General features: G+C 50.7%; 20 protein-coding genes, 2 tRNA genes and 1 other RNA gene. 12 read left to right on the forward strand and 11 right to left on the reverse strand.

Annotated features, from left to right (window positions below; genetic code table 11):
* Positions 1-182 precede the first annotated feature (182 nt).
* Complete coding sequence (locus LY264_RS11520) at positions 183-878, forward strand: gamma-glutamylcyclotransferase (RefSeq protein WP_016156738.1); 696 nt, start codon at positions 183-185, stop codon at positions 876-878.
* A gap of 54 nt (positions 879-932) precedes the next feature.
* Here the strand turns inward: LY264_RS11520 and LY264_RS11525 are convergent, their stop codons facing one another.
* Complete coding sequence (locus tag LY264_RS11525; RefSeq protein WP_038641131.1) at positions 933-1,178, reverse strand: DUF1883 domain-containing protein; 246 nt, start codon at positions 1,176-1,178, stop codon at positions 933-935.
* 261 nt (positions 1,179-1,439) lie between these two features.
* Complete coding sequence (locus tag LY264_RS11530) at positions 1,440-1,793, reverse strand: DsrE/DsrF/TusD sulfur relay family protein (protein ID WP_048224044.1); 354 nt, start codon at positions 1,791-1,793, stop codon at positions 1,440-1,442.
* A 218-nt stretch (positions 1,794-2,011) separates the two neighbouring features.
* Here LY264_RS11530 and LY264_RS11535 point away from each other — a divergent pair, with 218 nt between their 5' ends.
* The gene (locus LY264_RS11535; protein ID WP_071692413.1) at positions 2,012-3,397 is read left to right on the forward strand and encodes a YchO/YchP family invasin; all 1,386 of its coding nucleotides are present in this window, start codon (positions 2,012-2,014) and stop codon (positions 3,395-3,397) included.
* A gap of 21 nt (positions 3,398-3,418) precedes the next feature.
* On the opposite strand, the gene narL is transcribed toward LY264_RS11535, so the two are convergent.
* Both narL and narX read right to left on the reverse strand, forming a co-directional pair.
* Complete coding sequence (gene narL / locus LY264_RS11540) at positions 3,419-4,069, reverse strand: two-component system response regulator NarL (RefSeq protein WP_003833392.1); 651 nt, start codon at positions 4,067-4,069, stop codon at positions 3,419-3,421.
* A complete protein-coding gene (gene narX, locus LY264_RS11545) occupies positions 4,062-5,858 on the reverse strand; it encodes a nitrate/nitrite two-component system sensor histidine kinase NarX (protein WP_003833391.1) in 1,797 nt (598 codons plus the stop codon). The genes narL and narX overlap by 8 nt, the downstream gene beginning before the upstream one ends.
* Positions 5,859-6,198: 340 nt before the next feature.
* On the opposite strand from narX, the gene LY264_RS11550 reads away from it, so the two are divergent.
* The 5 genes from LY264_RS11550 (at position 6,199) to narI (ending at position 14,648) form a co-directional block, all read left to right on the forward strand.
* The gene (locus tag LY264_RS11550) at positions 6,199-7,590 is read left to right on the forward strand and encodes a NarK family nitrate/nitrite MFS transporter (RefSeq protein WP_003833390.1); all 1,392 of its coding nucleotides are present in this window, start codon (positions 6,199-6,201) and stop codon (positions 7,588-7,590) included.
* Between the two features lie 395 nt (positions 7,591-7,985).
* A complete protein-coding gene (locus LY264_RS11555) occupies positions 7,986-11,729 on the forward strand; it encodes a nitrate reductase subunit alpha (protein ID WP_048224041.1) in 3,744 nt (1,247 codons plus the stop codon).
* Positions 11,726-13,264, forward strand: a complete 1,539-nt coding sequence (gene narH, locus LY264_RS11560) for a nitrate reductase subunit beta (protein ID WP_003833388.1) — start codon at positions 11,726-11,728, stop codon at positions 13,262-13,264. Before LY264_RS11555 ends, narH begins: the two co-directional genes overlap by 4 nt.
* A complete protein-coding gene (gene narJ / locus LY264_RS11565) occupies positions 13,261-13,971 on the forward strand; it encodes a nitrate reductase molybdenum cofactor assembly chaperone (RefSeq protein ID WP_003833387.1) in 711 nt (236 codons plus the stop codon). The genes narH and narJ overlap by 4 nt, the downstream gene beginning before the upstream one ends.
* Positions 13,971-14,648 (forward strand): respiratory nitrate reductase subunit gamma, encoded by a 678-nt coding sequence (gene narI, locus LY264_RS11570; protein ID WP_003833386.1) that lies wholly within the window; start codon positions 13,971-13,973, stop codon positions 14,646-14,648. The genes narJ and narI overlap by 1 nt, the downstream gene beginning before the upstream one ends.
* 239 nt (positions 14,649-14,887) lie before the next feature.
* On the opposite strand, the gene LY264_RS11575 is transcribed toward narI, so the two are convergent.
* The 5 genes from LY264_RS11575 to LY264_RS11595 all read right to left on the reverse strand — a co-directional run bounded on the left by LY264_RS11575 (position 14,888) and on the right by LY264_RS11595 (position 16,778).
* Positions 14,888-15,018, reverse strand: a non-coding RNA gene (locus tag LY264_RS11575) — RtT sRNA.
* A gap of 44 nt (positions 15,019-15,062) precedes the next feature.
* Positions 15,063-15,147 (reverse strand) — tRNA-Tyr (locus LY264_RS11580).
* A 36-nt stretch (positions 15,148-15,183) separates the two neighbouring features.
* Positions 15,184-15,268 (reverse strand) — tRNA-Tyr (locus tag LY264_RS11585).
* Positions 15,269-15,424: 156 nt separating this feature from the next.
* Positions 15,425-16,267, reverse strand: coding sequence for a formyltetrahydrofolate deformylase (gene purU / locus LY264_RS11590; RefSeq protein WP_048224038.1), 843 nt, complete (start codon positions 16,265-16,267; stop codon positions 15,425-15,427).
* A 55-nt stretch (positions 16,268-16,322) separates the two neighbouring features.
* Complete coding sequence (locus tag LY264_RS11595; RefSeq protein ID WP_008784957.1) at positions 16,323-16,778, reverse strand: YchJ family protein; 456 nt, start codon at positions 16,776-16,778, stop codon at positions 16,323-16,325.
* 111 nt (positions 16,779-16,889) lie between these two features.
* Between LY264_RS11595 and rssA the strand changes: the two genes are divergently transcribed.
* The 3 genes from rssA to galU all read left to right on the forward strand — a co-directional run bounded on the left by rssA (position 16,890) and on the right by galU (position 20,018).
* Positions 16,890-17,801 carry a patatin-like phospholipase RssA gene (gene rssA, locus LY264_RS11600; protein ID WP_008784956.1) on the forward strand — a complete coding sequence of 304 codons (912 nt, stop codon included), beginning with the start codon at positions 16,890-16,892 and terminating at the stop codon, positions 17,799-17,801.
* Between the two features lie 90 nt (positions 17,802-17,891).
* Positions 17,892-18,905 carry a two-component system response regulator RssB gene (gene rssB / locus LY264_RS11605; RefSeq protein ID WP_032943688.1) on the forward strand — a complete coding sequence of 338 codons (1,014 nt, stop codon included), beginning with the start codon at positions 17,892-17,894 and terminating at the stop codon, positions 18,903-18,905.
* Positions 18,906-19,109: 204 nt separating this feature from the next.
* Positions 19,110-20,018: a UTP--glucose-1-phosphate uridylyltransferase GalU gene (galU, locus tag LY264_RS11610; RefSeq protein WP_003020727.1), complete on the forward strand. Its 909-nt coding sequence runs from the start codon at positions 19,110-19,112 to the stop codon at positions 20,016-20,018.
* Positions 20,019-20,154: 136 nt separating this feature from the next.
* On the opposite strand, the gene hns is transcribed toward galU, so the two are convergent.
* Positions 20,155-20,568 carry a histone-like nucleoid-structuring protein H-NS gene (gene hns, locus LY264_RS11615; protein WP_003020723.1) on the reverse strand — a complete coding sequence of 138 codons (414 nt, stop codon included), beginning with the start codon at positions 20,566-20,568 and terminating at the stop codon, positions 20,155-20,157.
* A 610-nt stretch (positions 20,569-21,178) separates the two neighbouring features.
* On the opposite strand from hns, the gene tdk reads away from it, so the two are divergent.
* The gene (gene tdk / locus LY264_RS11620; protein ID WP_008784954.1) at positions 21,179-21,796 is read left to right on the forward strand and encodes a thymidine kinase; all 618 of its coding nucleotides are present in this window, start codon (positions 21,179-21,181) and stop codon (positions 21,794-21,796) included.
* A 237-nt stretch (positions 21,797-22,033) separates the two neighbouring features.
* On the opposite strand, the gene adhE is transcribed toward tdk, so the two are convergent.
* Positions 22,034-24,712 (reverse strand): bifunctional acetaldehyde-CoA/alcohol dehydrogenase, encoded by a 2,679-nt coding sequence (adhE, locus tag LY264_RS11625; RefSeq protein WP_008784953.1) that lies wholly within the window; start codon positions 24,710-24,712, stop codon positions 22,034-22,036.
* A gap of 487 nt (positions 24,713-25,199) precedes the next feature.
* Here adhE and ychE point away from each other — a divergent pair, with 487 nt between their 5' ends.
* A complete protein-coding gene (gene ychE / locus LY264_RS11630; protein ID WP_003020714.1) occupies positions 25,200-25,847 on the forward strand; it encodes an NAAT family transporter YchE in 648 nt (215 codons plus the stop codon).
* Positions 25,848-26,179: the final 332 nt, after the last annotated feature.

Below are 26,179 nucleotides of genomic sequence, written 5' to 3' on the forward strand. Positions count from 1 at the left end.
ATGCCTTTATGAACTAGCTTGCATCAGGCGTTAGCGAATCGTGCTACGCCGCGCCGTTGCTGGCTTGCAAGCGAGCGGTGAATTGCCTATTGTCCAGCTATTGGTTTCAAAATGAGCAGTTAAAAAGCCCGGAAGGCGTCAAAAAAGTTGTCGCAGGGAAGCAGCAGTGGCGGAGGTGTAAGGTGTTAACGCGTGATTTTTTATTGAATGCCGACTGTAAGACGGCATTTGGTGCTATTGAAGAATCACTACTCTGGTCAGCGGAACAACGTGCAGCCTCACTGGCCGCCACGCTTGCATGCCGACCAGATGATGGACCGGTGTGGATCTTCGGTTATGGATCATTGATGTGGAACCCGGCCTTAGAATTTGAAGAGTCCTGTACCGGGACGTTAGTCGGCTGGCACCGTGCCTTTTGCCTGCGTCTGACGGCGGGGCGAGGAACGGCGTGTCAGCCAGGACGTATGCTGGCCCTGAAAGAGGGCGGACGCACCACCGGTGTGGCCTACCGTTTGCCGGACGCGTCCCTGGAACAAGAGCTTTCACTGCTGTGGAAGCGAGAAATGATCACCGGCTGTTATCTGCCGACCTGGTGTCAGTTGGCGCTTGATGACGGCAGGACGGTGAACGCACTGGTCTTTATTATGGATCCGCGTCATCCGCTGTTTGAGTCAGACACGCGCGCGCAGGTTATTGCGCCGCTTATCGCCGCGGCGAGCGGACCTTTAGGCACCAACGCCCAGTATCTGTTCTCACTGGAACAGGAGCTGGTCAAGTTGGGGATGCAGGATGATTGTCTTAACGATCTGGTGATCACGGTCAAACGATTGTTGGGAGAGAATCTGCCGGAAGGTGTTATGCGTCCAGGATTTGCCTAATATCGCCCGATGTTGTATGCCCGATAAGCCAGGTGCTTATCGGGCGTTTAACGCTTAGGCTGCAATAAAACTTATCGAATGCTCAAGCGACTGGCTATGGCTGTCGATCAGCACATTCCAGACGCCGGTATACGGTACGGTTAACCATGCGTTATCACGATCCTGCACGCTTAAGATGTCGGACTGCGTGTCTTTGACGTGATTTTTCTCGCTCATCAGGTGGATGTGGCAACGCTCAGAACAGCGCACGACTACCGTATCACCACCAAATAACTTTAAACTCGCCTTCACTAATGCCATTTTTCACCCCGTTCTTGAAAACAACGTACTTTCTGTCGAAAGTGCTGCGTGATGTTGTTCACATTTCACTCATTGCATAACACCAAAGGGGGGGCAACAGGATGCTGATTTTGATCAAAAAATGGCATAACGATTAAACAAAAGTGACAAAATCCCTCAAAAGGGTTGAAAAGGCGTGCTAACGTTCAACGAAACCGCGCCCATCTACGATTAAATCCGGAAATTATCGACACTTTCAGTGAGCTTGCCTGAAGCGGTGTATCAGAAGGTCAGCACTTTATCTGCAGCCAGCGTCCATTGAGCCAGTTCAACCAGCGTGCCGACGGCTACTCCGTCAATTAACGGTAGCGTCGTGATCCCACGGCCATCGGTGCAGGTTTTGCACAGTTTGACCGGCACATTTTGCGCCGTCAGGATCTCCAGCATTTGCTGAATATTGTATCCTTCCGCAGGTTTTTGACCGCTAAGCCCCGCCGTTACCGCGTCCGACATTAAAAACAGACGCAGGTCGAGATACGCTTCCTGTTCGCGCAGGGCGATGGCCAGACGCAGGCTATTAAATAACGATTCGCTTCCATAGGCTGCACCGTTCGCGACGATCACTATCTTTTGCATTATTACTCCTGTTGTCAGATGGAAGGGATAATTCCTGGCGTGTATGTTACTCCCTGTTCCTGATGTGGGAAAGAAAGCATGGTTGCAGGAGTGGGTACCTCTAATTATCCATGTCAGAAAATCCCGAAAACGGGGATAAAGGCTGCAATTAACAGCCGAAGACGTTATGGTTTAGGTTAAGTGTGTCTAATTAATTGATGTAAGAGACAACTGACGATTTGAGCCGTAATATTTATATTTCTCTCGCTGTATTCTCACTCTTGCCATTGGCAGGCGGTATTGCCAACGCACGGACATCTTTTATTCACCAGGCTGAAAACCCTTTCGATAACAATAGTGATGGCTTACCCGATCTCGGTATGGCGCCGGAGTCGCGGGCAGGCGAAAAGCACTTTGCTGAAATGGTCAAAGCGTTTGGTGAAGCCAGTATGACCGATAACGGGCTTGATACGGGTGAACAGGCGAAGCAGTTCGCGTTTGGTCAGGTGCGTGACACGGTCAGTGAACAGGTTAATCAGCAACTGGAATCCTGGCTCTCTCCCTGGGGAAACGCCAGCGTTGGATTGCAGATGGATAACGAAGGCAGCTTTACCGGAAGTCGGGGAAGCTGGTTTATCCCATGGCAGGACAATCAACGATATTTAACCTGGAGCCAGTTGGGGCTGACGCAACAGGACGAAGGTTTAGTCAGCAATGCGGGGATTGGGCAGCGCTGGGTACGCGACGGCTGGTTTCTGGGTTACAACACCTTTTATGACAACCTGTTGGATGAAAATCTGCCCCGGGGAGGCCTTGGCGCCGAGGCGTGGGGTGAATACTTGCGCTTATCCGCTAACTATTACCAACCGCTGTCCTCCTGGCAGGAGCGTTCCGCAACCCAGGAACAACGGATGGCCCGCGGCTACGACCTGACTGCGCAAATGCGCATGCCGTTCTATCAACACCTCAATACCAGCGTCAGCGTGGAACAGTATTTTGGCGACCGGGTGGATCTGTTTCATTCCGGAACCGGGTACCACAATCCTGTGGCGGTGAATCTGGGATTGAGCTATACGCCGGTGCCGTTGATTACCGTGACGGCACAACATAAGCAGGGCGAAAGCGGAGTCAGCCAGAATAACCTCGGCTTAACGCTGAATTACCGCTTTGGCGTGCCGCTAAAAAAACAGCTGATGGTCAGCGAGGTGGCAAACAGCCGATCGCTGCGCGGCAGTCGTTATGACGATCCGCAGCGTAACAATCTGCCGACGCTGGAATATCGCCAGCGTAAAACATTGTCGGTATTTTTGGCCACGCCGCCCTGGGATCTCAAGTCTGGTGAGACGGTGGCGCTGAAGCTGCAGGTGCGTAGTTTGCATGGGATCCGCCATTTGACCTGGCAGGGTGATACCCAGGCGTTGAGTTTAACGGCGGGTAGCAATAACCGAAGCGCGCAAGGCTGGACGATTATTATGCCTAAGTGGGACAGCAGCGAAGGCGCGACAAACCGCTGGCGGTTGTCTGTGGTGGTAGAAGATGAGCAGGGTCAGCGTGTCTCTTCCAATGAGATCACGCTATCACTGACCGAACCGTTTATTACCGTTTCGGAAAATGATCCTCGTTAGCAATGAAGCATCAACGCGTTATCAGAAAATGCGTTCCTGATGTACCCATACCGCGGCTTCGACGCGTGATTTGAGCTTCATTTTCTTCAACATATGCTTCACATGGACTTTTACCGTACTTTCAGTGATGTCCAGACGACGGGCGATCATCTTGTTCGGCAGCCCCTGGGCAATGAGCTTGAGAATGTCGCGCTCACGCGGTGTCAGTTGGGTAACATCACGGTCCGACGTTGCACGATTAGCACGCAGGCTGGCGGCCAGAACCGGCGTTAAGGCCTCACTCAGCACCATTTCACCGGCCGCTGACTGCTGTAAGGCTTTGAGTAAATCTTCAGGCTCCATATCTTTCAGCAGATAACCGTCAGCGCCGCGTTTCAGTGCGGTAACTACGTCTTCTTCATGATTGGATACGCTAAACACAACGATACGGCCCGACAGTGACTTTTCACGCAGCTTATCGAGAGTTTCCAGGCCGTTCATGCCGGGCATGTTGAGATCAAGCAGGATCAGATCGGGATCAAGGGATTCAGCCAGCTCGATACCCTGCTCACCATTGCTGGCTTCGCCGACAACGGTAATATCGGGCGCCATGCTGACAAGCTGTTTTACACCGGTTCGCAGCATCGGATGATCGTCGATCAACAGGATGGTTGCCGGTTCCAGATTACTCATGGGTATCTCCTTGGACTTCTGTGAAGTTTGTTTCGGGAATAAAAGTGACAGCAACTTCAGTACCGCCCGTCTCGCGACGGCGTACGCGGCAATCGCCGCGCAAGCTCTGCGCACGGTCGCGCATTATAATCATGCCGTAGTGGTTACTGCGTTCGGCGTTTTCCGGTACGCCGCAGCCGTTATCTTGCACTGTTAGTTTGACCTGCTTGCCATTTTGCACCACCGTCACGACCACTTCATTGGCCTGAGAGTGTTTAAGTGCATTACTCAGGGCTTCGCGCGCAATTTGTAGCAGGTGAATCGCCTGATGCGAAGGGACCAGGCGTGGCGGTAGCTGATAATCCAGCTTAACCGTAAATCCAAAACGGGCGCTGTACTCCTGACAGCTGGCTTCCAGCGCCGGTCGTAATCCAGGTTCCGTGAGCTGTAAACGGAAGGTGGTTAACAGCTCACGCAGTTGTGCCCATGAAGCATTCAGCTCGTTACGTATCTGGCTGAGCAACTCGCGACAGTTATCTGAAAGCGCATCGCCCTGCATCTGCAAACAGCTAACCTGCATCTTCATACAAGAGAGCGATTGTGCAATAGAATCATGAAGTTCGCGTGCAATGGTGGCACGCTCTTCCATCACGATCAACTGCTGTTGACGCTCCTGATGTCTGTCGAGCGCGAGCGTTGCGGTCAGTTGCTCAACCAGGGTATCAACCAGCTGTTGCTGATCGTGGCTGAGATGGCGTCCGTTCGGCAAGGTGGCGAGCAGAATACCATATTGGGTATGCGCATCGGTCAGCCGCCATTTCAATGTGATCCCGCCGTCAATCGCGGGCAGCGTGCCGCGAGGACACAGATGGCAACCTTTTTCATCACAGCTGGCATTGGACTGACAGGTAAATTCCTGATGATTGTCTTCATCTTCCAGGTCGTAAACCCGGAGTTCAATATCATGTAGCAAGGTCAAATTTTGCAGACCGTTCAGCACCGGAGAGAGGCGTTCGCACAACGGCACCTGAGAGTGCAGGCGGCGGTTGGCTTGCCACAGAAAAGAAAGGATCTGATTTTTGTGCTCCAGTCCCGCCGTTTTTTCCTGCACCCGCTGTTCCAGCACGGCATAACTCTCAGCCAGCTCTTCGGACATATTATTCAGTGCCGAACCCAGAGCGGCCATCTCATTACGCCCGCTGATACGCGCGCGTTGGGTAAAATCACGTTGGCTGACGGCTCGCGCCATCGCCAGCAGCTGTTTCCACGGCTCTAACAGGCGCACGCGCAGCCAGATAATGGTGAAAACCAGCAGCAATGCCATAAATATGGCCATCAGGCGATGCAGCAGGACGACGCGTTCAATGCGTAATTCGGTGGTATGGTCAAAGGCGGTAACCAGCTTATCCAGACCGCCTACAAAGCGCGTCACATCCTGCGCTACCGCATCAGGCGTTTGCGCATGCGCAAGCCCCGGCGCCAGTTCAGTGTGCCAGTAATCCTGTAGTGCTTTTAACTGCGCCTGTTGTCCGTCTCGCTTTGCGGCACGCGTCAACTCCGGGCTAAACGCCGTTTTCTCCATTTCATCCAGAAGCGGTTGATCGCTAGCGTCCAGCGGTACGGCTGCCAGCAGGCGATAACTCTGCATGCGCAGCGATCCCGCTTTGTTGATTGCATGGGCGCTACCCTGAACGCCCTGAACCAGCCAGCCGGAGACAGCCATACCCGCCACGCCGATGGCTGTGGACAATAAAACAATCAGCGCCACCTGGTTGACCAGCGTAAGCGGGGAGAGACAACGTTTAAACATGGTGACTTGTTCCTTCGGGTTTTCGTCGAACAGAAAACCTTATTGAATGACGATTCTGCTGCAGGCAGTGGCGTTATTCTCGGCGATACACTGGAGTATACCCATACCTCAAACGGGCTACCTCTTAATTGCCAGCGGAGGGAGAGATCCTGGGCGAGGGGGAGTAGGGGGCGACAGAAGCGTGAAAAACCACATCTTTTTTACCGAAGTTATGTACTCATTTAGGGTAATGATAAATTTTAGGCATGAATAATGACACCTTTTCCTTTGATTTATATCAACTTACCTCCAGCTGTAAACCCTAATGTTGCAGGCATCGAAACAAGTATCAGAGGTGTCTATGAGTCACTCATCTGCCCCGGAAAGGGCATCTGGAGCTGTAATTACCGAATGGCGGCCGGAAGATCCCGCCTTCTGGCAGCAGCGTGGTCAACGAATCGCCAGCCGTAACCTGTGGATTTCAGTCCCTTGCTTGCTGCTGGCGTTTTGCGTGTGGATGTTATTTAGCGCCGTGGCGGTGAACTTACCGAAAGTCGGTTTTGATTTCACCACTGAACAGCTGTTCATGCTGACGGCATTACCTTCGGTGTCCGGCGCACTGCTGCGTGTTCCGTACTCCTTTATGGTTCCCCTGTTTGGTGGACGTCGCTGGACAGCGTTTAGCACCGGTATCCTGATCATTCCTTGCGTATGGTTAGGTTTTGCGGTGCAGGATACCTCCACGCCGTTTAGTACCTTTATTATTATCTCTCTGTTGTGCGGTTTCGCCGGTGCGAACTTTGCGTCCAGCATGGCAAACATCAGTTTCTTCTTTCCAAAACAGAAACAGGGTGGTGCGCTGGGTCTGAACGGTGGCCTGGGCAACATGGGCGTCAGCGTGATGCAGTTGGTTGCGCCGCTGGTGGTTTCACTGTCAATCTTTGCCGCATTTGGTAGCCACGGGGTTGAACAACCGGATGGTACGCAGCTGTATCTGGCAAACGCCGCATGGATTTGGGTACCGTTTCTGGCGGTGTTAACGCTGGCTGCATGGTTTGGTATGAATGAACTGGCAACCTCAAAAGCGTCGCTGAAAGAGCAATTGCCGGTGCTGAAACGTGGGCATCTGTGGATTATGAGCCTGCTGTATCTGGCAACCTTCGGTTCATTCATCGGTTTCTCTGCCGGTTTTGCCATGTTGTCAAAAACGCAGTTTCCTGAGGTACAGATCCTGCATTATGCCTTCTTTGGACCGTTGATTGGCGCGCTGGCTCGTTCAGCGGGCGGCGCAATCTCTGACCGTCTGGGCGGAACCCGTGTAACGCTGGTGAACTTCGTGCTGATGGCAATTTTCAGTGCCTTACTGTTCCTGACGCTGCCATCAAACGGCGTTGGCGGCAACTTTATCGCCTTCTTCGCGGTGTTCCTGGCATTATTCCTGACGGCTGGTCTGGGGAGTGGTTCAACCTTCCAGATGATCTCCGTTATCTTCCGCAAGCTGACGATGGACAGAGTGAAAGCTGAAGGCGGATCAGAAGAGAAAGCAATGCGCGAAGCAGCAACCGACACTGCGGCAGCGTTGGGCTTTATCTCAGCCATTGGTGCGATTGGCGGCTTCTTTATCCCGAAAGCATTTGGTACGTCTCTGGCGTTAACTGGTTCGCCGGTCGATGCGATGAAAGTATTTCTGATCTTCTATGTCGCTTGTGTGGTTATCACCTGGGCGGTATACGGACGTCATTCTAAAAAGTAAAAAAGTAGTAGCAGTTGATTATCCATTGCGCGGTGTTAGACCGCGCTTTTTTTTGCTCTAAATTAGTTACAACATACTTATATGTGAACTCATGACGAAAGTCTGCGAAAACGGTGCTGGTAATATGCCTGGCAGGGGGGATACCCCTTAATACCCACTTATAAAGAATTTAACATTTGTATGATAAGTGATTTTAATAAAATCATTTAAATTCAATATGTTGAATGTTTTATTGATATCCCACTAAGGGGGTATGTGAAAATCGACCCTCTGTTTTCATCCCTGCATGCCTTGATCGTTATCAATTCTCACGCCCTTTCAGAGCGTTACCTTCGCTCTCAATCAAGCAATGTCGATTTATCAGAGAGCCGTCAGGCTCCTACAGGAGAAAACCGATGAGTAAATTCCTGGACCGGTTTCGCTACTTCAAGCAGAAGGGCGAAACCTTTGCCGATGGGCATGGTCAGCTTCTCAATACCAACAGGGACTGGGAGGACGGATACCGCCAGCGTTGGCAGCATGACAAAATCGTGCGTTCAACCCACGGGGTAAACTGCACGGGCTCATGCAGCTGGAAAATCTATGTGAAAAATGGTCTGGTGACCTGGGAGACCCAGCAAACTGACTACCCACGCACGCGTCCAGATATGCCTAACCACGAGCCTCGCGGCTGCCCACGTGGTGCAAGCTATTCTTGGTATCTCTACAGCGCTAACCGTCTGAAATACCCGCTGATGCGCAAACGTCTGATGAAGATGTGGCGTGAAGCAAAAAGACTGCACAGCGATCCGGTAGACGCATGGGCATCCATCATCGAAGACGCCGACAAAGCAAAAAGCTTCAAACAAGCGCGTGGTCGTGGTGGGTTTGTTCGTTCTTCCTGGCAGGAAGTGAATGAACTGATTGCTGCATCTAACGTTTACACCATCAAAACCTATGGCCCTGACCGCGTTGCAGGCTTCTCTCCGATTCCGGCGATGTCGATGGTTTCTTATGCTTCCGGCGCACGCTATATGTCGCTGATTGGTGGTACCTGCCTGAGCTTCTACGACTGGTACTGTGACCTGCCGCCGGCTTCCCCGCAAACCTGGGGCGAGCAAACCGACGTACCGGAATCTGCCGACTGGTATAACTCCAGCTACATTCTTGCATGGGGCTCTAACGTACCGCAGACCCGTACTCCGGATGCGCACTTCTTTACTGAAGTTCGCTATAAAGGAACCAAAACGGTAGCGATTACTCCGGACTACGCAGAAATTGCCAAACTTTGCGACCTGTGGTTGGCACCGAAGCAGGGAACCGATGCGGCGATGGCAATGGCGATGGGCCATGTCATGTTGCGCGAGTTCCACCTCGATAACCCGAGCCAGTACTTCACCGACTACGTTCGTCGTTATACCGACATGCCAATGCTGGTGATGCTCGAAGAGCGTGACGGCTACTATGCTGCTGGTCGTATGCTGCGTGCGGCGGATCTGGTCGACTCTCTGGGCCAGGAAAATAACCCGGAATGGAAAACCGTCGCTATCAACAACAACGGCGAAATGGTTGCGCCAAACGGTTCAATTGGTTTCCGTTGGGGCGAAAAGGGCAAATGGAACCTTGAGCAACGCGACGGTACGTCCGGTGATGAAACCGAACTGCAGCTCAGCCTGCTGGGTAGCCAGGACGATATCGCTGAAGTGGGCTTCCCGTACTTTGGCGGCGAAGGTACCGAGCACTTCAGTAAAGTAGAGCTGGAAAATATTCTGCTGCACAAACTGCCGGTTAAACGCCTGCAGTTGGCCGATGGCTCTACCGCGCTGGTGACCACCGTTTACGACCTGACCATGGCTAACTATGGCCTGGAACGTGGTCTGAACGACGAAAACTGCGCGACCAGCTACGATGACGTGAAAGCGTACACGCCGGCATGGGCAGAAAAAATCACTGGCGTATCACGTTCTCAGATCGTGCGCATTGCCCGTGAATTTGCGGATAACGCCGATAAAACACACGGTCGTTCGATGATCATCGTCGGTGCGGGCCTGAACCACTGGTACCACCTCGATATGAACTATCGTGGCCTGATCAATATGCTGGTGTTCTGCGGTTGTATCGGTCAGAGCGGCGGCGGTTGGGCCCACTACGTCGGCCAGGAAAAACTGCGTCCGCAAACCGGCTGGCAGCCGCTGGCGTTTGCTCTTGACTGGCAGCGTCCGCCTCGTCATATGAACAGCACTTCCTACTTCTATAACCACTCCAGCCAATGGCGCTATGAGACGGTTACTGCGCAGGAACTGCTTTCCCCGATGGCAGACAAATCCCGCTACAGCGGTCATTTGATTGATTTTAACGTTCGCGCTGAACGTATGGGCTGGTTGCCATCTGCGCCGCAGTTAGGGACTAACCCACTACGTATCGCCGAAGAAGCGCAGAAAGCAGGTATGACGCCGGTGGATTACACCGTTAAATCCCTGAAAGAAGGTTCTATTCGTTTTGCGGCAGAGCAGCCGGAAAACGGTAAAAACCATCCGCGCAACCTGTTTATCTGGCGTTCTAACCTGCTCGGTTCTTCCGGTAAAGGCCACGAGTACATGCTGAAGTATCTGCTGGGTACTGAACATGGTATTCAGGGCAAAGATCTCGGCCAGCAGAGCGGCGTGAAGCCTGAAGAAGTGGAATGGCAGGATAACGGCCTGGACGGCAAACTGGATCTGGTTGTCACGCTGGACTTCCGTCTGTCGAGCACCTGTCTGTATTCCGACATCGTGCTGCCGACCGCAACCTGGTATGAAAAAGACGATATGAATACCTCGGACATGCATCCGTTTATTCATCCTCTGTCTGCGGCCGTTGACCCGGCCTGGGAATCGAAGAGCGACTGGGAAATCTACAAAGCCATCGCCAAGAAATTCTCTGAAGTTTGCGTGGGCCATCTCGGTAAAGAAACCGACGTCGTTACGCTGCCTATTCAGCACGACTCTGCCGCAGAACTGGCACAACCGCTGGACGTGAAGGACTGGAAAAAAGGTGAATGTGACCTGATTCCTGGTGTTACCGCACCGCACATCATGACCGTTGAGCGTGATTATCCGGCAACCTACGAGCGTTTCACCTCCATCGGCCCGCTGATGGAAAAAATCGGTAACGGCGGTAAAGGGATTGCCTGGAATACCCAGAGCGAAATGGATCTGCTGCGTAAGCTCAATTACACCAAGGCTGAAGGTCCGGCAAAAGGCCAACCTTGGCTTAATACCGCAATTGATGCAGCCGAGATGATCCTGACGCTGGCGCCGGAAACTAACGGTCAGGTAGCCGTTAAAGCCTGGGCTGCGCTGAGTGAATTTACCGGTCGTGACCATACGCATCTTGCGCTGAATAAAGAAGACGAAAAAATTCGCTTCCGCGATATTCAGGCGCAGCCGCGCAAAATTATCTCCAGCCCGACCTGGTCAGGACTGGAGGATGAACACGTGTCTTATAACGCCGGCTATACCAACGTTCACGAGCTGATCCCATGGCGTACGCTGTCTGGTCGCCAGCAGTTGTATCAGGATCATCAGTGGATGCGTGACTTTGGTGAAAGCCTGCTGGTTTACCGTCCGCCAATCGACACCCGTTCGGTGAAAGCGGTGATCGGCGAGAAATCTAACGGTAACCCGGAAAAAGCGCTCAACTTCCTGACGCCGCACCAGAAATGGGGTATCCACTCCACTTACAGCGACAACTTGCTGATGCTGACGCTGTCACGCGGTGGCCCGATTGTGTGGATGAGCGAAGTCGATGCGAAGGAGCTGGGAATCGAAGATAACGACTGGATCGAAGTCTTCAACAGCAACGGTGCGCTGACGGCACGTGCAGTTGTCAGCCAGCGTGTACCGGCCGGGATGACCATGATGTACCACGCGCAGGAACGTATCGTAAACCTGCCGGGTTCAGAAATCACCCAGCAGCGCGGTGGGATCCACAACTCGGTGACCCGTATTACGCCGAAACCGACCCATATGATCGGCGGCTATGCGCAGCTGGCCTACGGCTTTAACTACTACGGCACCGTCGGTTCAAACCGTGATGAGTTCGTAGTTGTACGTAAGATGAAGAACATTAACTGGTTGGATGGCGAAGGCAATGACCAGGTACAGGAGAGCGTAAAATGAAAATTCGTTCACAAGTCGGCATGGTGCTGAATCTCGATAAGTGCATCGGCTGCCACACCTGTTCAGTGACCTGTAAAAACGTCTGGACCAGCCGTGAAGGTATGGAGTACGCCTGGTTCAACAACGTCGAAAGTAAGCCTGGCGTTGGCTTCCCGAACGACTGGGAAAACCAGGAAAAATGGAAGGGCGGTTGGATCCGTAAAATCAACGGCAAACTGCAGCCGCGCATGGGTAACAAAGCGCTGCTGTTGGGTAAAATCTTTGCTAACCCGCATCTGCCGGGCATGGATGATTACTACGAGCCGTTTGATTTTGACTACCAGACGTTGCATAACGCCCCGGCAGACAGCAAAGCACAGCCAATTGCTCGTCCACGCTCGCTGATCACCGGTCAGCGAATGGATAAAATCACCAGCGGTCCGAACTGGGAAGAAATTCTGGGCGGTGAGTTTGAAAAACGCGCCAAAGACCAGAACTTCGAAAACATGCAGAAGGCGATGTACGGTCAGTTCGAAAACACCTTCATGATGTACCTGCCGCGTCTGTGTGAGCACTGCCTTAATCCGGCGTGTGTGGCGACCTGTCCGAGCGGCGCTATCTACAAGCGTGAAGAAGATGGCATCGTGCTGATCGACCAGGACAAGTGCCGCGGCTGGCGTATGTGTATCACCGGCTGCCCGTACAAGAAGATCTACTTCAACTGGAAGAGCGGGAAATCTGAGAAGTGCATCTTCTGCTACCCGCGTATCGAAGCCGGTCAGCCGACCGTTTGCTCCGAAACCTGTGTAGGTCGTATCCGTTACCTCGGCGTACTGCTGTATGACGCAGATGCGATCGAAAGTGCAGCAAGCACCGAGCACGAGAAAGATCTGTACCAGCGTCAACTGGACGTGTTCCTCGATCCAAACGATCCGGCTGTTATTGAACAGGCGCTGAAAGATGGTATTCCGCTGAGCGTCATTGATGCCGCACAGCAGTCTCCGGTTTACAAAATGGCGATGGACTGGAAGCTGGCGCTGCCGCTGCATCCGGAATACCGCACACTGCCGATGGTCTGGTACGTGCCGCCATTGTCACCGATTCAGTCAGCTGCTGATGCGGGCGAACTGGGCAGCAACGGTATTCTGCCGGATGTTGACAGCCTGCGTATTCCGGTTCAGTACCTGGCGAACCTGCTGACCGCAGGTGACACCCAACCTGTACTGTTGGCGCTGAAACGTATGCTGGCCATGCGTCACTACAAACGTGCGGAAACTGTTGACGGCAAAGTTGATACCCGTGCACTGGAAGAGGTGGGCTTAAGCGAAGCACAGGCACAGGAAATGTATCGTTACCTGGCAATCGCGAACTACGAAGATCGTTTCGTGGTACCGAGCAGCCATCGTGAACTGGCGCGTGACGCGTTCCCGGAGAAAAGCGGTTGTGGCTTTACCTTCGGCGACGGTTGCCACGGTTCTGATACTAAATTCAATCTGTTCAACAGCCGCCGCATCGACGCTGTCGATGTGACCAGCAAAACGGAGCCGCACCAATGATTGAACTCGTCATTGTTTCGCGTCTGCTCGAGTACCCGGATGCTGCCTTGTGGCAGCATCAGCAGGAACTTTTCGATGCACTCGCGTCATCTGAGAACCTGGATAAAGAGGATGCCCAGTCCCTGGGCGTTTTCCTGCGCGATCTAACCGCGCAGGACATGCTGGATGTGCAGGCCGCTTACAGCGAACTGTTTGACCGTGGCCGCGCGACATCGCTGCTGCTGTTTGAACATGTTCACGGTGAATCCCGCGATCGCGGTCAGGCTATGGTTGACCTGATGGCACAGTATGAGCAGCACGGTTTGCAGCTCGACAGCCGCGAACTTCCCGATCATCTGCCGCTGTATCTGGAATACCTTGCGCAACTGCCGAAAAGCGAAGCGCTAGGTGGCTTACAGGATATTGCGCCGATTCTGGCGCTGCTCAGCGCTCGTTTGCAACAGCGTGAAAGCCGTTATGCGGTGCTGTTCGATCTGCTGTTAAAACTGGCGAATACCGTTATCGACAGCGATAAAGTGGCTGAAAAAATTGCGGATGAAGCCCGTGACGATACTCCACAAGCGCTGGATGCGGTCTGGGAAGAAGAGCAGGTGAAATTCTTCGCCGATCAGGGGTGTGGCGAGTCGGAAATCTCCGCTCACCAGCGTCGTTTTGCCGGGGCCGTTGCGCCGCAGTATCTGAATATCACCACCGGAGGACAGCAATAATGCACTTCCTGAATACGTTCTTCTTTGACATCTATCCGTACATCGCGGGTTCTGTCTTTCTGATCGGCAGCTGGCTGCGTTATGACTATGGGCAATATACATGGCGTGCGGCTTCCAGTCAGATGCTGGATCGCAAAGGGATGAACCTGGCGTCAAACCTGTTTCACATCGGGATCCTGGGTATCTTTGCTGGGCACTTCCTTGGCATGTTGACGCCGCACTGGATGTATGAAGCCTGGCTACCGCTTGAAGTGAAACAAAAGATGGCAATGTTTGCGGGCGGTGCCAGTGGTCTGATGTGTCTGATTGGTGGCGTACTGCTGCTGAAACGTCGTCTGTTCAGCCCACGCGTGCGGGCCACCACCACCGGAGCGGATATTCTGATCCTCTCACTGCTGGTGATCCAGTGTGCGCTGGGCCTGCTGACCATTCCGTTTTCCGCCCAGCATATGGACGGTAGCGAGATGATGAAGCTGGTGAACTGGGCGCAGACAGTGGTGACCTTCCAGGGCGGAGCGTCTCAGTATCTCGATGGTGTTGCGTTCATTTTCCGTATGCACCTGGTGCTGGGTATGACGCTGTTCCTGTTGTTCCCATTCTCTCGTCTGGTACACATCTGGAGCGTCCCGGTCGAATATCTGACACGCAAATACCAGATTGTTCGCGCGCGTCACTAATCGTATATTTGAGAATGACAAAACCCTGCTTCGGCGGGGTTTTTTATGCCTGTTTGCCGGATGGCGGCGCAAGCGCCTTATCCGGCCTACGAAGGTATCAGCGAGCGCTGTAGGCCTGATAAGCGCAGCGCAGCAGACAAATTACGGACACGTGTCGAGTTAGTAGGCCTGATAAGCATAGCGCATCAGGCAAATAAAAGGCATTGCTGAGGAATTGAGTGTGTTGCTTTATGAAGTGATGGTGGTGGGGGAAGGATTACTCAGCGTTACGCGCTTCGCCCTTCGGGTCGTTGCCTGCGGCAACGCTTTCTCGCTACGCTCGAATCGAACCTTAGTCGAAGCTTCTCATCCTTCCCGCATGGGCAGAATATGGGGCATTAGAGATTGATTTGCTGTTGGTGCTTTATGAAGTGATGGTGGTGGGGGAAGGATTCGAACCTTCGAAGTCGATGACGGCAGATTTACAGTCTGCTCCCTTTGGCCGCTCGGGAACCCCACCAGGGGTATACTAATTTTATGAATCTACAGGAATGAATGGTGGTGGGGGAAGGATTCGAACCTTCGAAGTCGATGACGGCAGATTTACAGTCTGCTCCCTTTGGCCGCTCGGGAACCCCACCACGGGGTAATGCTAATTACTGGCCTGCTTCCGTTGGAAGCGGGGCGCATCATATCAAATGATGCGCCCCTGTAAAGCATTCCGTTGATAAAAAAGAACTGGTTGCCTGATTTTTACACGTAAAGATGTAAAGGTAACCAATTAACTTATCAATCGATTACAGAATAATCGTTCGGTTACCGTAAACAAAGACGCGTTGAGCCAGAACCTGATATAGCGCACGGCTTAATACATTTTTTTCAACGTCGCGACCCGCGCGCATCATATCTTCGGCAGTGTAGGTGTGATCAACATGGATCACGTCCTGCATAATGATTGGGCCTTCATCGAGGTTATCATTCACGTAGTGGGCCGTCGCGCCGATGATCTTCACACCACGCTCATAAGCCTGATGGTACGGACGAGCACCAATGAATGCTGGCAGGAATGAATGGTGAATATTGATAATTTTATTCGGAAAGCGTGAAACAAATGTCGGGGTCAGAACGCGCATGTATTTAGCCAGCACGACATAATCCGGCTGGTGGGCGTCGATAGCATCAGCCATTTTCTCATCATGTTCGTCACGTGTTAAACCTTCATGGCTCACCAGCTCAAACGGAATATCAAACCGTTCAACCAGAGGACGCAAGGTCTCGTGATTGCCGATCACCGCAGCGATTTCAACATCCAGCCCGCCATAGTTGGCCTTCATTAATAAATCGCCCAGGCAATGCGCTTCCTTGGTGACCAAAATGACGATGCGGCGGCGGCCTGCTGGGGTTAATTCACGAATCGAGCCTTCAGGTAAGGCGCTGTCCAGATCGGCAAGCAGCGTGACGTCGTTAAAAATGCCCTCCAGTTCGGTGCGCATAAAAAAGCGTCCGGTACGGTGGTCCACAAACTCATTGTTCTGCACGATGTTCAGTTCATGCTTGTAACAGATATTTGTAATGCGCGCGATCAGACCTTTTTGGTCCGGGCAAATAGTACGCAGCACTTTTCGTTGTAATGAATGCATTTGCAGCGGTGATCCTGTTGAGAATGTTTGCAAAATTGATACTGTCGGGCGTTGATTAGCCGCAGCACTTTTTAAATTTTTTACCGGAGCCACAAGGGCAGGTATCGTTTCGTCCAATTTGAGGGCGTGTACCGTCTATATAGTACCACTGACCGTTTTCTTTTAAAAAACGAGAGCGCTCGATAATTGCACCTGTTTTACCTTGTTCAGAAAACCGTGCGACAAAACTGACATAGCCGATATTTTCTGTGTCTGCCGTCTCTTGTTCAAAAACGGTCAGTCCAAGCCATTCGGTATGAGTAAATCCTGCGATAATGTCGTCGCGAAACTCGGCCGCATGACAATCCGGATGCCAGGTCCTGATAAGGTAATCTGCGTCTTTCATCACAAAAGCACAGTAACGAGAACGCATGAGGTGTGACGGCGTAGGTGCTACTTGCGCGCCGGACACATAACGGTAGCAACATAGGCTATACTCGACAGCGCTACCACAGGGACAAAGCTGAGACACAAAGTACTCCCTGGAATATAAAAACGGCGTAAAAACGCCAGAGTGGCACTATGTTAACTGAGCGGTAGCGATGTTGCTACGTCTGCAAGCCAGGGGAAGTTTGTACGTATAATGAGAAAAATAAAAATTGGGCTGGCGCTAGGTTCCGGCGCAGCGCGAGGTTGGTCGCATATTGGCGTTATTAAAGCCCTTAAGCATATGGGCATTGATGTTGATATCGTGGCAGGGTGCTCCATCGGTTCGTTGGTTGGCGCTGCCTACGCCTGCAATAAGCTGCCTGCTCTCGAAAAGTGGGTCTGTTCTTTCAGCTATTGGGATGTTTTACGGCTGATGGATCTCTCGTGGCGCAGGGGAGGTTTACTGCGCGGTGAACGGGTATTCAATCAGTACCGTAATGTGATGCCGGTAGAAGCAATTGAGCAATGTACTCGCCGTTTCGCAACAGTGGCCACCAATCTGAGTACGGGTCGGGAACTTTGGTTCACCGAAGGTGATTTACATCTGGCTGTCCGGGCCTCCTGCAGTATTCCTGGCCTGATGTCACCTGTGGCGCACAATGGTTACTGGCTGGTCGATGGTGCGGTGGTGAATCCTGTCCCTGTCTCCCTGACTCGCGCGTTGGGGGCCGATATTGTTATTGCGGTCGACCTGCAACACGATGCGCATCTCATGCAACAAGATTTACTCTCCTTCAACGTCAATAGCGATGCCGAATCGGGTGATGATGCTGACGAACTCTCATGGCATGCCCGTCTGAAAGAACGCTTGAGCAACATTACTGCCAGGCGTGCAGTAACTGCGCCCACGGCGATGGAGATTATGACGACGTCTATTCAGGTTCTGGAAAACCGACTGAAACGTAACCGCATGGCCGGTGACCCTCCAGACATTCTGATTCAGCCGTTTTGTCCACAAATATCCACGCTGGATTTTCACCGCGCCAGTGCGGCAATTGCTGCCGGGCAGTTAGCGGTCGAGAAGAAAATGGATGAGCTTCTACCCCTGGTGAAAACCAACGTCTAACGCATTTTTTATCAACACTTAAGCTAATTCTGACAGGCGTGAGTGGCAATAGCATGCCACTATTTATTAAAGCCAGTCAGGGGGGAGAATATGACGCAGCCATTGGTCGGAAAACAGATTCTTATCGTTGAGGATGAGCCGGTATTTCGCTCACTCATGGACTCATGGTTTTCCTCTTTGGGAGCGACAACGGCGGTAGCTGGTGACGGACTTGAAGCACTGGACTTGCTTGGGCATTTTAAACCCGACCTGATGATCTGCGACCTGGCTATGCCAAGAATGAACGGTCTCAAACTGGTTGAGTATTTACGCAATCGTGGAGATCAGACCCCAATACTGGTGATTTCTGCGACGGAAAACATGTCCGACATAGCCAAAGCGCTACGACTCGGTGTGGATGACGTCCTGTTGAAGCCGGTGAAAGATCTTAATCGCTTGCGAGAAACCGTCTTTGCATGTCTTTATCCCAACATGTTTAATTCACGCGTGGAAGAAGAAGAACGGCTGTTTCGCGACTGGGATGCGATGGTGGACGATCCTGCTGCAGCTGCGAAGTTGCTAAAAGAATTACAGCCTCCAGTGTCGCAAGTGATCTCGCACTGTCGCATTAACTATCGACAATTGGTGGCAGCCGACCAACCGGGGCTGGTGTTGGATATTGCTCCGCTGTCTGATCATGACCTTGCATTCTATTGCCTTGATGTGACGCGGGCAGGGGATAATGGCGTGCTGGCTGCATTATTACTGAGGGCGCTATTTAATGGTTTACTGCAGGAGCAACTGACACAACAAAATCAGCGACTGCCAGAGCTAGGTACGTTATTGAAACAGGTAAATCATCTGTTGCGACAAGCCAATTTACCAGGGCAGTTTCCCTTGCTGGTGGGGTATTACCACAGCGGATTAAAAAATCTGATTCTGGTATCGGCAGGGCTGAATGCGACATTAAATACAGGTTCCCACCAAGTGCAAATCAGCAATGGCGTTCCGCTGGGTACCTTAGGTAATACGTATCTTAATCAGCTGAGCCAACATTGTGAGTCATGGCAATGCCAAATTTGGGGGGCGGGAGGTCGCCTGCGCTTGATGTTGTCCGCAGAATGAACGATTGAGAGGCGTGTAAATGAAATTGGTTCACCCTCCCCATGCTGTGAGTGCTACTATCAGCGCCAGTTTTATTCGTATTTATCTTAATTATACCGACGCGCGTCCTTTTCAGACCAGAAGCTTGTCGCTGTACTGATATACTCGGATGCGATACAGAATGATGAACACGTTCAATACATGAACAGTCCAGGAGAGTTTTAAATGGCTGCCCTTAATTCAAAAGTCAAAAAAGCCGTTATCCCGGTTGCGGGATTAGGAACCAGGATGTTACCGGCTACGAAAGCAATCCCGAAAGAGATGCTACCGTTGGTTGATAAGCCATTAATTCAGTACGTCGTAAACGAATGTATTGCTGCGGGCATCACTGAAATTGTACTTGTAACTCACTCGTCTAAAAATTCCATTGAAAACCACTTTGATACCAGCTTTGAACTTGAAGCGATGCTGGAAAAACGTGTAAAACGCCAGCTTCTGGAAGAAGTGCAATCTATTTGCCCGCCACATGTGACTATTATGCAGGTGCGTCAGGGGCTGGCTAAAGGTCTGGGCCACGCGGTATTGTGCGCGCACCCTGTGGTTGGCGATGAACCGGTAGCTGTAATCCTGCCGGACGTAATTCTTGACGAATACGAATCTGATTTATCCCGCGACAACCTTGCCGAAATGATTCATCGTTTTGATGAAACAGGTAGCAGCCAGATTATGGTTGAACCGGTAGAAGATGTTACGGCTTATGGCGTTGTTGATTGTAAAGGCGTTGAATTATCACCGGGCGAAAGCGTCCCGATGGTTGGCGTGGTTGAAAAACCAAAAGCTGATGTTGCGCCTTCTAATCTGGCCGTTGTGGGTCGTTACGTTCTTAGTGCCGATATCTGGCCTCTGCTGGCTAAAACCCCTCCGGGAGCGGGTGATGAAATTCAGCTGACAGATGCTATCGATATGCTGATTGAAAAAGAGACGGTTGAAGCTTATCACATGAAGGGCAAAAGCCATGACTGTGGTAATAAACTGGGCTATATGCAGGCGTTCGTTGAATATGGTATTCGCCATAATACTCTCGGCGCCGAATTTAAAGCCTGGCTGGAAGACGAGATGGGTATTAAGAAGTAACCTTCTGGTATTATCTGGTCAGAACGGCGCTGTATTAACAGCGCCGTTTTTTTATACCTAATCCGGGTAGGGTTGAGCGAAGTACCGGTAAAAAAAATCCCGCCACTGGCGGGATTTTAAGCAAACTATTTCTGAATTATTCCTTGATCAGGAAGTCGTCCAGTTGTTTACCTTGTTCTTCCATCGCTTTTTTGATCACTGCCGGTGTACGACCCTGGCCAGTCCAGGTTTTAGTTTCACCGTTTTCGTCAACATAGCTATATTTAGCCGGACGTGCAGCGCGCTTAGCTTTGGTGCCAGATTTAACAGCAGCCATGCTATTCAGCAATTCGTTCGGATCAATGCCGTCAGCGATCAGCATTTCACGATATTGTTGCAGTTTACGAGTACGTTCTTCAACTTCAGCAGCAGCAGCGCTTTCTTCTTCGCGACGCTCGCTAACTACAACTTCTAATTTTTCCAGCATTTCTTCAAGCGTTTCCAGAGTGCATTCTCTTGCCTGCGCACGAAGAGTACGGATGTTGTTCAGAATTTTAAGTGCTTCGCTCATTGTAGTAATCTCAAACTTATATTGGGGTGGTTTGTTGAGCTAATAATAGAGCGATAAATTCAGTTGTGCAATAGCCAGGAATGTAAGGAATTCAAAATTGCGCTTTATTTACTATCAGAATTAATTCTCCTGTCTTAAATTCCCCATGATGTTGGGCATAAAAAAGGCTTATTGGCGAGGGGGCTTCTCAGCGGCTGAGAGTAAAAATTCAAGATTCAGGTCACATTTTATGGTGTACAAATAGTATCTCTTTGCAGTGATTTCAACCTTTTGTATTAGTTTTGCTTACGTGAATTCGCTAATACATGGCGACAGTGGGTAGATTCAATAACAATATGGGAAGGGTTTCTTTATTGCCGTATGATGATAAGTGACATTGATAAATTTCATGAGCACTATTTGTGAAAGAGTGTGTATATACGCGTCCGAGCACAGGCTGTTTGGTCGATGGTTGTATGCTCTCTCACTATCCGTTACTTAAATTCAGGCGGCACTGTGCGAGCTTGCCCGCTCATTTATACGCCTTTGCGACCAACGCTACACCGACATGTTCGTGAAATATGATACAATCCAGCCCATATTTATTTCCCCGGGTGAGGGCCTTCGGTCAATGGCACAACTATATTTTTACTATTCTGCAATGAACGCAGGTAAGTCGACTGCATTGTTGCAATCTTCGTACAATTATCAGGAACGTGGGATGCGTGCCGTTGTATATACAGCGGAAATTGATGACCGTTTTGGTGCTGGAAAAGTAAGTTCGCGTATAGGTCTGTCGTCACCTGCAAAATTGTTTAACCAAAATTCATCATTGTTCGAAGAGATTCGCGCCGAGAATGCGCAGCAAAGAATTCACTGTGTACTGGTCGATGAGTCTCAGTTTCTGACCCGACAACAGGTTTATGAATTATCTGAAGTTGTCGATCAACTGGATATTCCTGTTTTGTGTTACGGCTTACGCACTGATTTTCGTGGTGAGTTATTTGGTGGCAGCGAATACCTGCTTGCGTGGTCAGATAAACTGGTTGAATTAAAGACCATTTGTTTCTGTGGCCGTAAGGCCAGCATGGTATTACGCCTTGATCAGGCTGGAAGACCTTATAACGAGGGCGAGCAGGTGGTTATCGGCGGGAATGAACGCTATGTGTCGGTATGTCGTAAACACTACAAACAAGCGCAGTCTGAGGGCTCTCTGACGGCGATACAAGAACGACACAGCCACGATTAACCCTGTACGCTTCTGAGCGCTTTTAAACAAAGGGTAGGCCGGAACCTTCGTCAATGTTCTCTACCCTGTCAGACTCTCTTCTGACGGCTAGTCTCACATCTTCCTGATTACATCTCTTACACTGCCATTCTATTCACATGGTTAAATTGTGTATTCCCCGATTTTCATAACACAAGACGAAAAAAAACGGCCCCAATTGGGACCGTTTATGATGAAACTAAAACTTATCTGAGCAAATTAAGCGGATTTCTTTGCTTTCTTTTCTGCTTTCGGTGCAGCTACTGCTTCAGTCTTAGCGGCGGTCTGACCTTCGCTATACTCACGACCGTAGTAGGTATCCAGCAGGATCTGTTTCAGTTCAGAAATCAGCGGGTAACGTGGGTTAGCACCAGTACACTGGTCGTCAAACGCATCTTCAGACAGTTTGTCCACGTGTGCCAGGAAGTCAGCTTCCTGAACGCCAGCTTCACGGATAGACTTAGGAATACCCAGTTCAGCTTTGATTTCTTCCAGCCAGCCCAGCAGTTTCTGGATTTTCGCGGCAGTACGGTCACCCGGTGCGCTCAGACCCAGATGGTCTGCGATTTCAGCGTAGCGACGGCGTGCCTGCGGACGGTCGTACTGGCTGAATGCAGTCTGTTTAGTCGGGTTGTCGTTCGCGTTATAACGAATAACGTTGCTGATCAGCAGGGCGTTCGCCAGACCGTGAGGAATGTGGAACTGAGAACCCAGTTTGTGCGCCATTGAGTGACATACACCCAGGAAGGCGTTAGCAAACGCGATACCGGCGATAGTTGCTGCACTGTGTACACGCTCACGCGCTACCGGGTTCTTAGAACCTTCATGGTAAGACGCTGGCAGGTTTTCTTTCAGCAATTTCAACGCTTGCAGAGCCTGACCGTCAGAGAACTCAGACGCCAGTACTGAAACGTAAGCTTCCAGAGCGTGAGTGACCGCATCCAGACCACCGAACGCACACAGTGACTTCGGCATATCCATAACCAGGTTGGCGTCAACAATCGCCATATCCGGAGTCAGCGCATAGTCTGCCAGCGGGTATTTCTGCCCAGTTGCATCGTCGGTAACGACCGCAAACGGAGTCACTTCAGAACCGGTACCGGAAGTGGTGGTAACTGCAACCATCTTCGCTTTTACGCCCATTTTCGGGAACTTGTAGATACGTTTACGGATGTCCATAAAGCGCAGTGCCAGTTCTTCGAAGTGAGTTTCCGGGTGCTCGTACATAACCCACATGATTTTCGCGGCGTCCATCGGGGAACCACCACCCAGTGCGATGATTACGTCTGGTTTGAAGGAGTTAGCCAGCTCAGCACCTTTGCGAACAACGGTCAGAGTCGGGTCAGCTTCAACTTCAAAGAACACTTCGGTTTCAACGCCAGCAGCTTTCAGAACGGAGGTGATCTGGTCTGCATAACCGTTGTTGAACAGGAAGCGGTCGGTCACGATCAGCGCACGTTTGTGACCATCGGTAATCACTTCATCCAGTGCGATTGGCAGAGAGCCACGACGGAAGTAGATAGATTTCGGAAGTTTGTGCCACAACATGTTTTCAGCTCGCTTAGCAACGGTTTTCTTGTTGATCAGGTGCTTAGGACCAACGTTTTCAGAGATGGAGTTACCACCCCAGGAACCACAACCCAGTGTCAGGGAAGGTGCGAGTTTGAAGTTGTACAGGTCACCGATACCACCCTGAGAAGCAGGGGTGTTGATCAGGATTCGTGCGGTTTTCATCATCTGACCGAAGTAAGCAACACGCTCTGGCTGGTTGTCCTGGTCAGTGTACAGGCAAGAGGTATGACCGATACCGCCCATCGCAACCAGTTTTTCAGCTTTGATAACTGCGTCTTCGAAGTCCTTCGCACGGTACATTGCCAGCGTTGGAGACAGTTTCTCGTGAGCAAACGGTTCGCTTTCGTCAACAACCTTCACTTCACCGATCAGGATCTTGGTGGTTTCTGGTACGGAGAAGCCTGCCAGTTCAGCAATCTTGTATGCCGGCTGACCAACGATAGCTGCGTTCAGCGCGCCATTTTTCAGGATAACGTCCTGAACTGCTTTCAACTCTTTGCCCTGCAGCATGTAGCCGCCGTGAGTCGCAAAACGCTCACGTACTGCATCATATACGGAGTCAACCACGACGACAGACTGCTCAGAAGCACAGATTACGCCGTTATCGAAGGTTTTAGACATCAGAACAGATGCAACAGCACGTTTGATATCAGCAGTTTCGTCGATAACCACAGGGGTGTTACCTGCGCCTACGCCGATAGCCGGTTTACCGGAGCTGTATGCCGCTTTAACCATGCCAGGACCACCGGTCGCAAGGATCAGGTTGATGTCCGGGTGGTGCATCAGCGCGTTAGACAGTTCAACGGAAGGTTGATCGATCCAGCCGATCAGATCTTTCGGTGCGCCAGCAGCGATTGCTGCTTGCAGAACGATGTCAGCTGCTTTGTTAGTTGCATCTTTTGCGCGCGGATGCGGAGAGAAGATGATGGCGTTACGGGTCTTCAGGCTGATCAGTGATTTGAAGATTGCAGTAGAAGTCGGGTTAGTGGTTGGAACGATACCGCAGATGATACCAATCGGTTCAGCAATGGTAATGGTACCAAAAGTGTCGTCTTCAGACAGCACACCACAGGTTTTTTCATCTTTGTAAGCGTTGTAAATGTATTCAGAAGCGAAGTGGTTTTTAATCACTTTATCTTCGACAATACCCATGCCGGATTCGGCAACGGCCATTTTCGCGAGAGGAATTCGAGCGTCTGCGGCAGCCAGAGCGGCGGCACGGAAGATTTTGTCAACCTGTTCTTGAGTGAAACTGGCATATTCACGCTGGGCTTTTTTTACGCGCTCTACAAGTGCGTTAAGTTCAGCGACATTAGTAACAGCCATGATGCTCTCCTGATAATGTTAAACTTTTTTAGTAAATCATCTGCTCGATACGAGAGTATAGACAGACCGACGAAAATTTGTGTAATGGTTTGAAAATCAAACGGTTAATTAACGTCCACTTTACTTTGATTTACTAAAAGAGCTTATACGCTAGCGCCTGTTAACTCTAACGCGTTACCTCCAGGTGGCGTAAGCAAGATTACTCACTTCTGAGTAGTAATTGCGTGATCTGGATCAAAAATTCGCAAAGCTGACACCTTTCAGCAGACCCTTTTAGCGTTTCTCGTTAAGTGTTAATAAATTGACGTAATGAATGCTAATAACGTTAGCATATTTAATACATATTAATAACACTGAGTATTGGTAGCGTATTTACATTGATATACGCAGATAGAAGGTGAAGTATGCTGACAAAAGGCGTATCTTCAGCGCGGATTTTATCAATTTTTATGACTCATTTTATCCGGCTAACGCTTCGGAGCTAACCGTGATCCAAACGCTATTTGATTTTCCTGTCTATTTTAAATTTTTCATTGGGTTATTTGCGTTGGTCAACCCGGTAGGGATCATCCCCGTCTTTATCAGTATGACCAGCTATCAAACTGCCGCAGCACGAAACAAAACCAACCTCACGGCAAACCTATCGGTCGCAATCATCCTGTGGACTTCGCTGTTTCTTGGTGATGGTATTCTGCAACTCTTCGGCATCTCAATTGACTCGTTCAGGATCGCTGGCGGCATTCTGGTTGTGACTATCGCGATGTCAATGATTAGCGGAAAACTAGGGGAAGATAAACAAAACAAACAGGAAAAATCAGAAACCGCAATCCGTGAAAGTATCGGCGTTGTGCCGTTGGCATTGCCGTTGATGGCGGGGCCGGGGGCGATAAGCTCAACTATTGTTTGGGGTACGCGATATCATAGCGCGATTAACCTGTTTGGCTTTTTTGTAGCGATTGCGTTGTTTGCCCTGTGCTGCTGGGGGCTGTTCCGCATGGCACCATGGTTAGTGCGTCTGTTGGGCCAAACCGGTATCAACGTCATTACGCGTATTATGGGACTGCTGTTAATGGCTTTGGGTATCGAATTTATCGTTACAGGCATCAAATCCATTTTCCCTGGTTTGCTGGCCTGAAACCTCTCTTCTGTGCAAACGGAGTCGTGTCCGGCTCCGTTTCCTTTCATTATCAGTAAAACTTCTCACTAAAGTTGAAAATCAGCAGAGCAATAATAAAAAATGCTGATGATTAACTCTCCTGTTAGCCATTGATTCTAAAGATATAACACGTCCCAGTACGCCCGGCGAAGACCGATACTGCTGTTATTTTATTAACATCATACTCTGGGGCTTGCTGAAGGATTATCGAAATGTTATTAGTTATTTCAGCCTTTATTTCAGATGAATGTGCTAATTAATAACCAATTGTTAAATTTATGTGCATTTTGACATGGCATTAACTTCGGACA

The organism is Citrobacter portucalensis, assembly GCF_023374935.1.
GTDB lineage: Bacteria > Pseudomonadota > Gammaproteobacteria > Enterobacterales > Enterobacteriaceae > Citrobacter > Citrobacter portucalensis.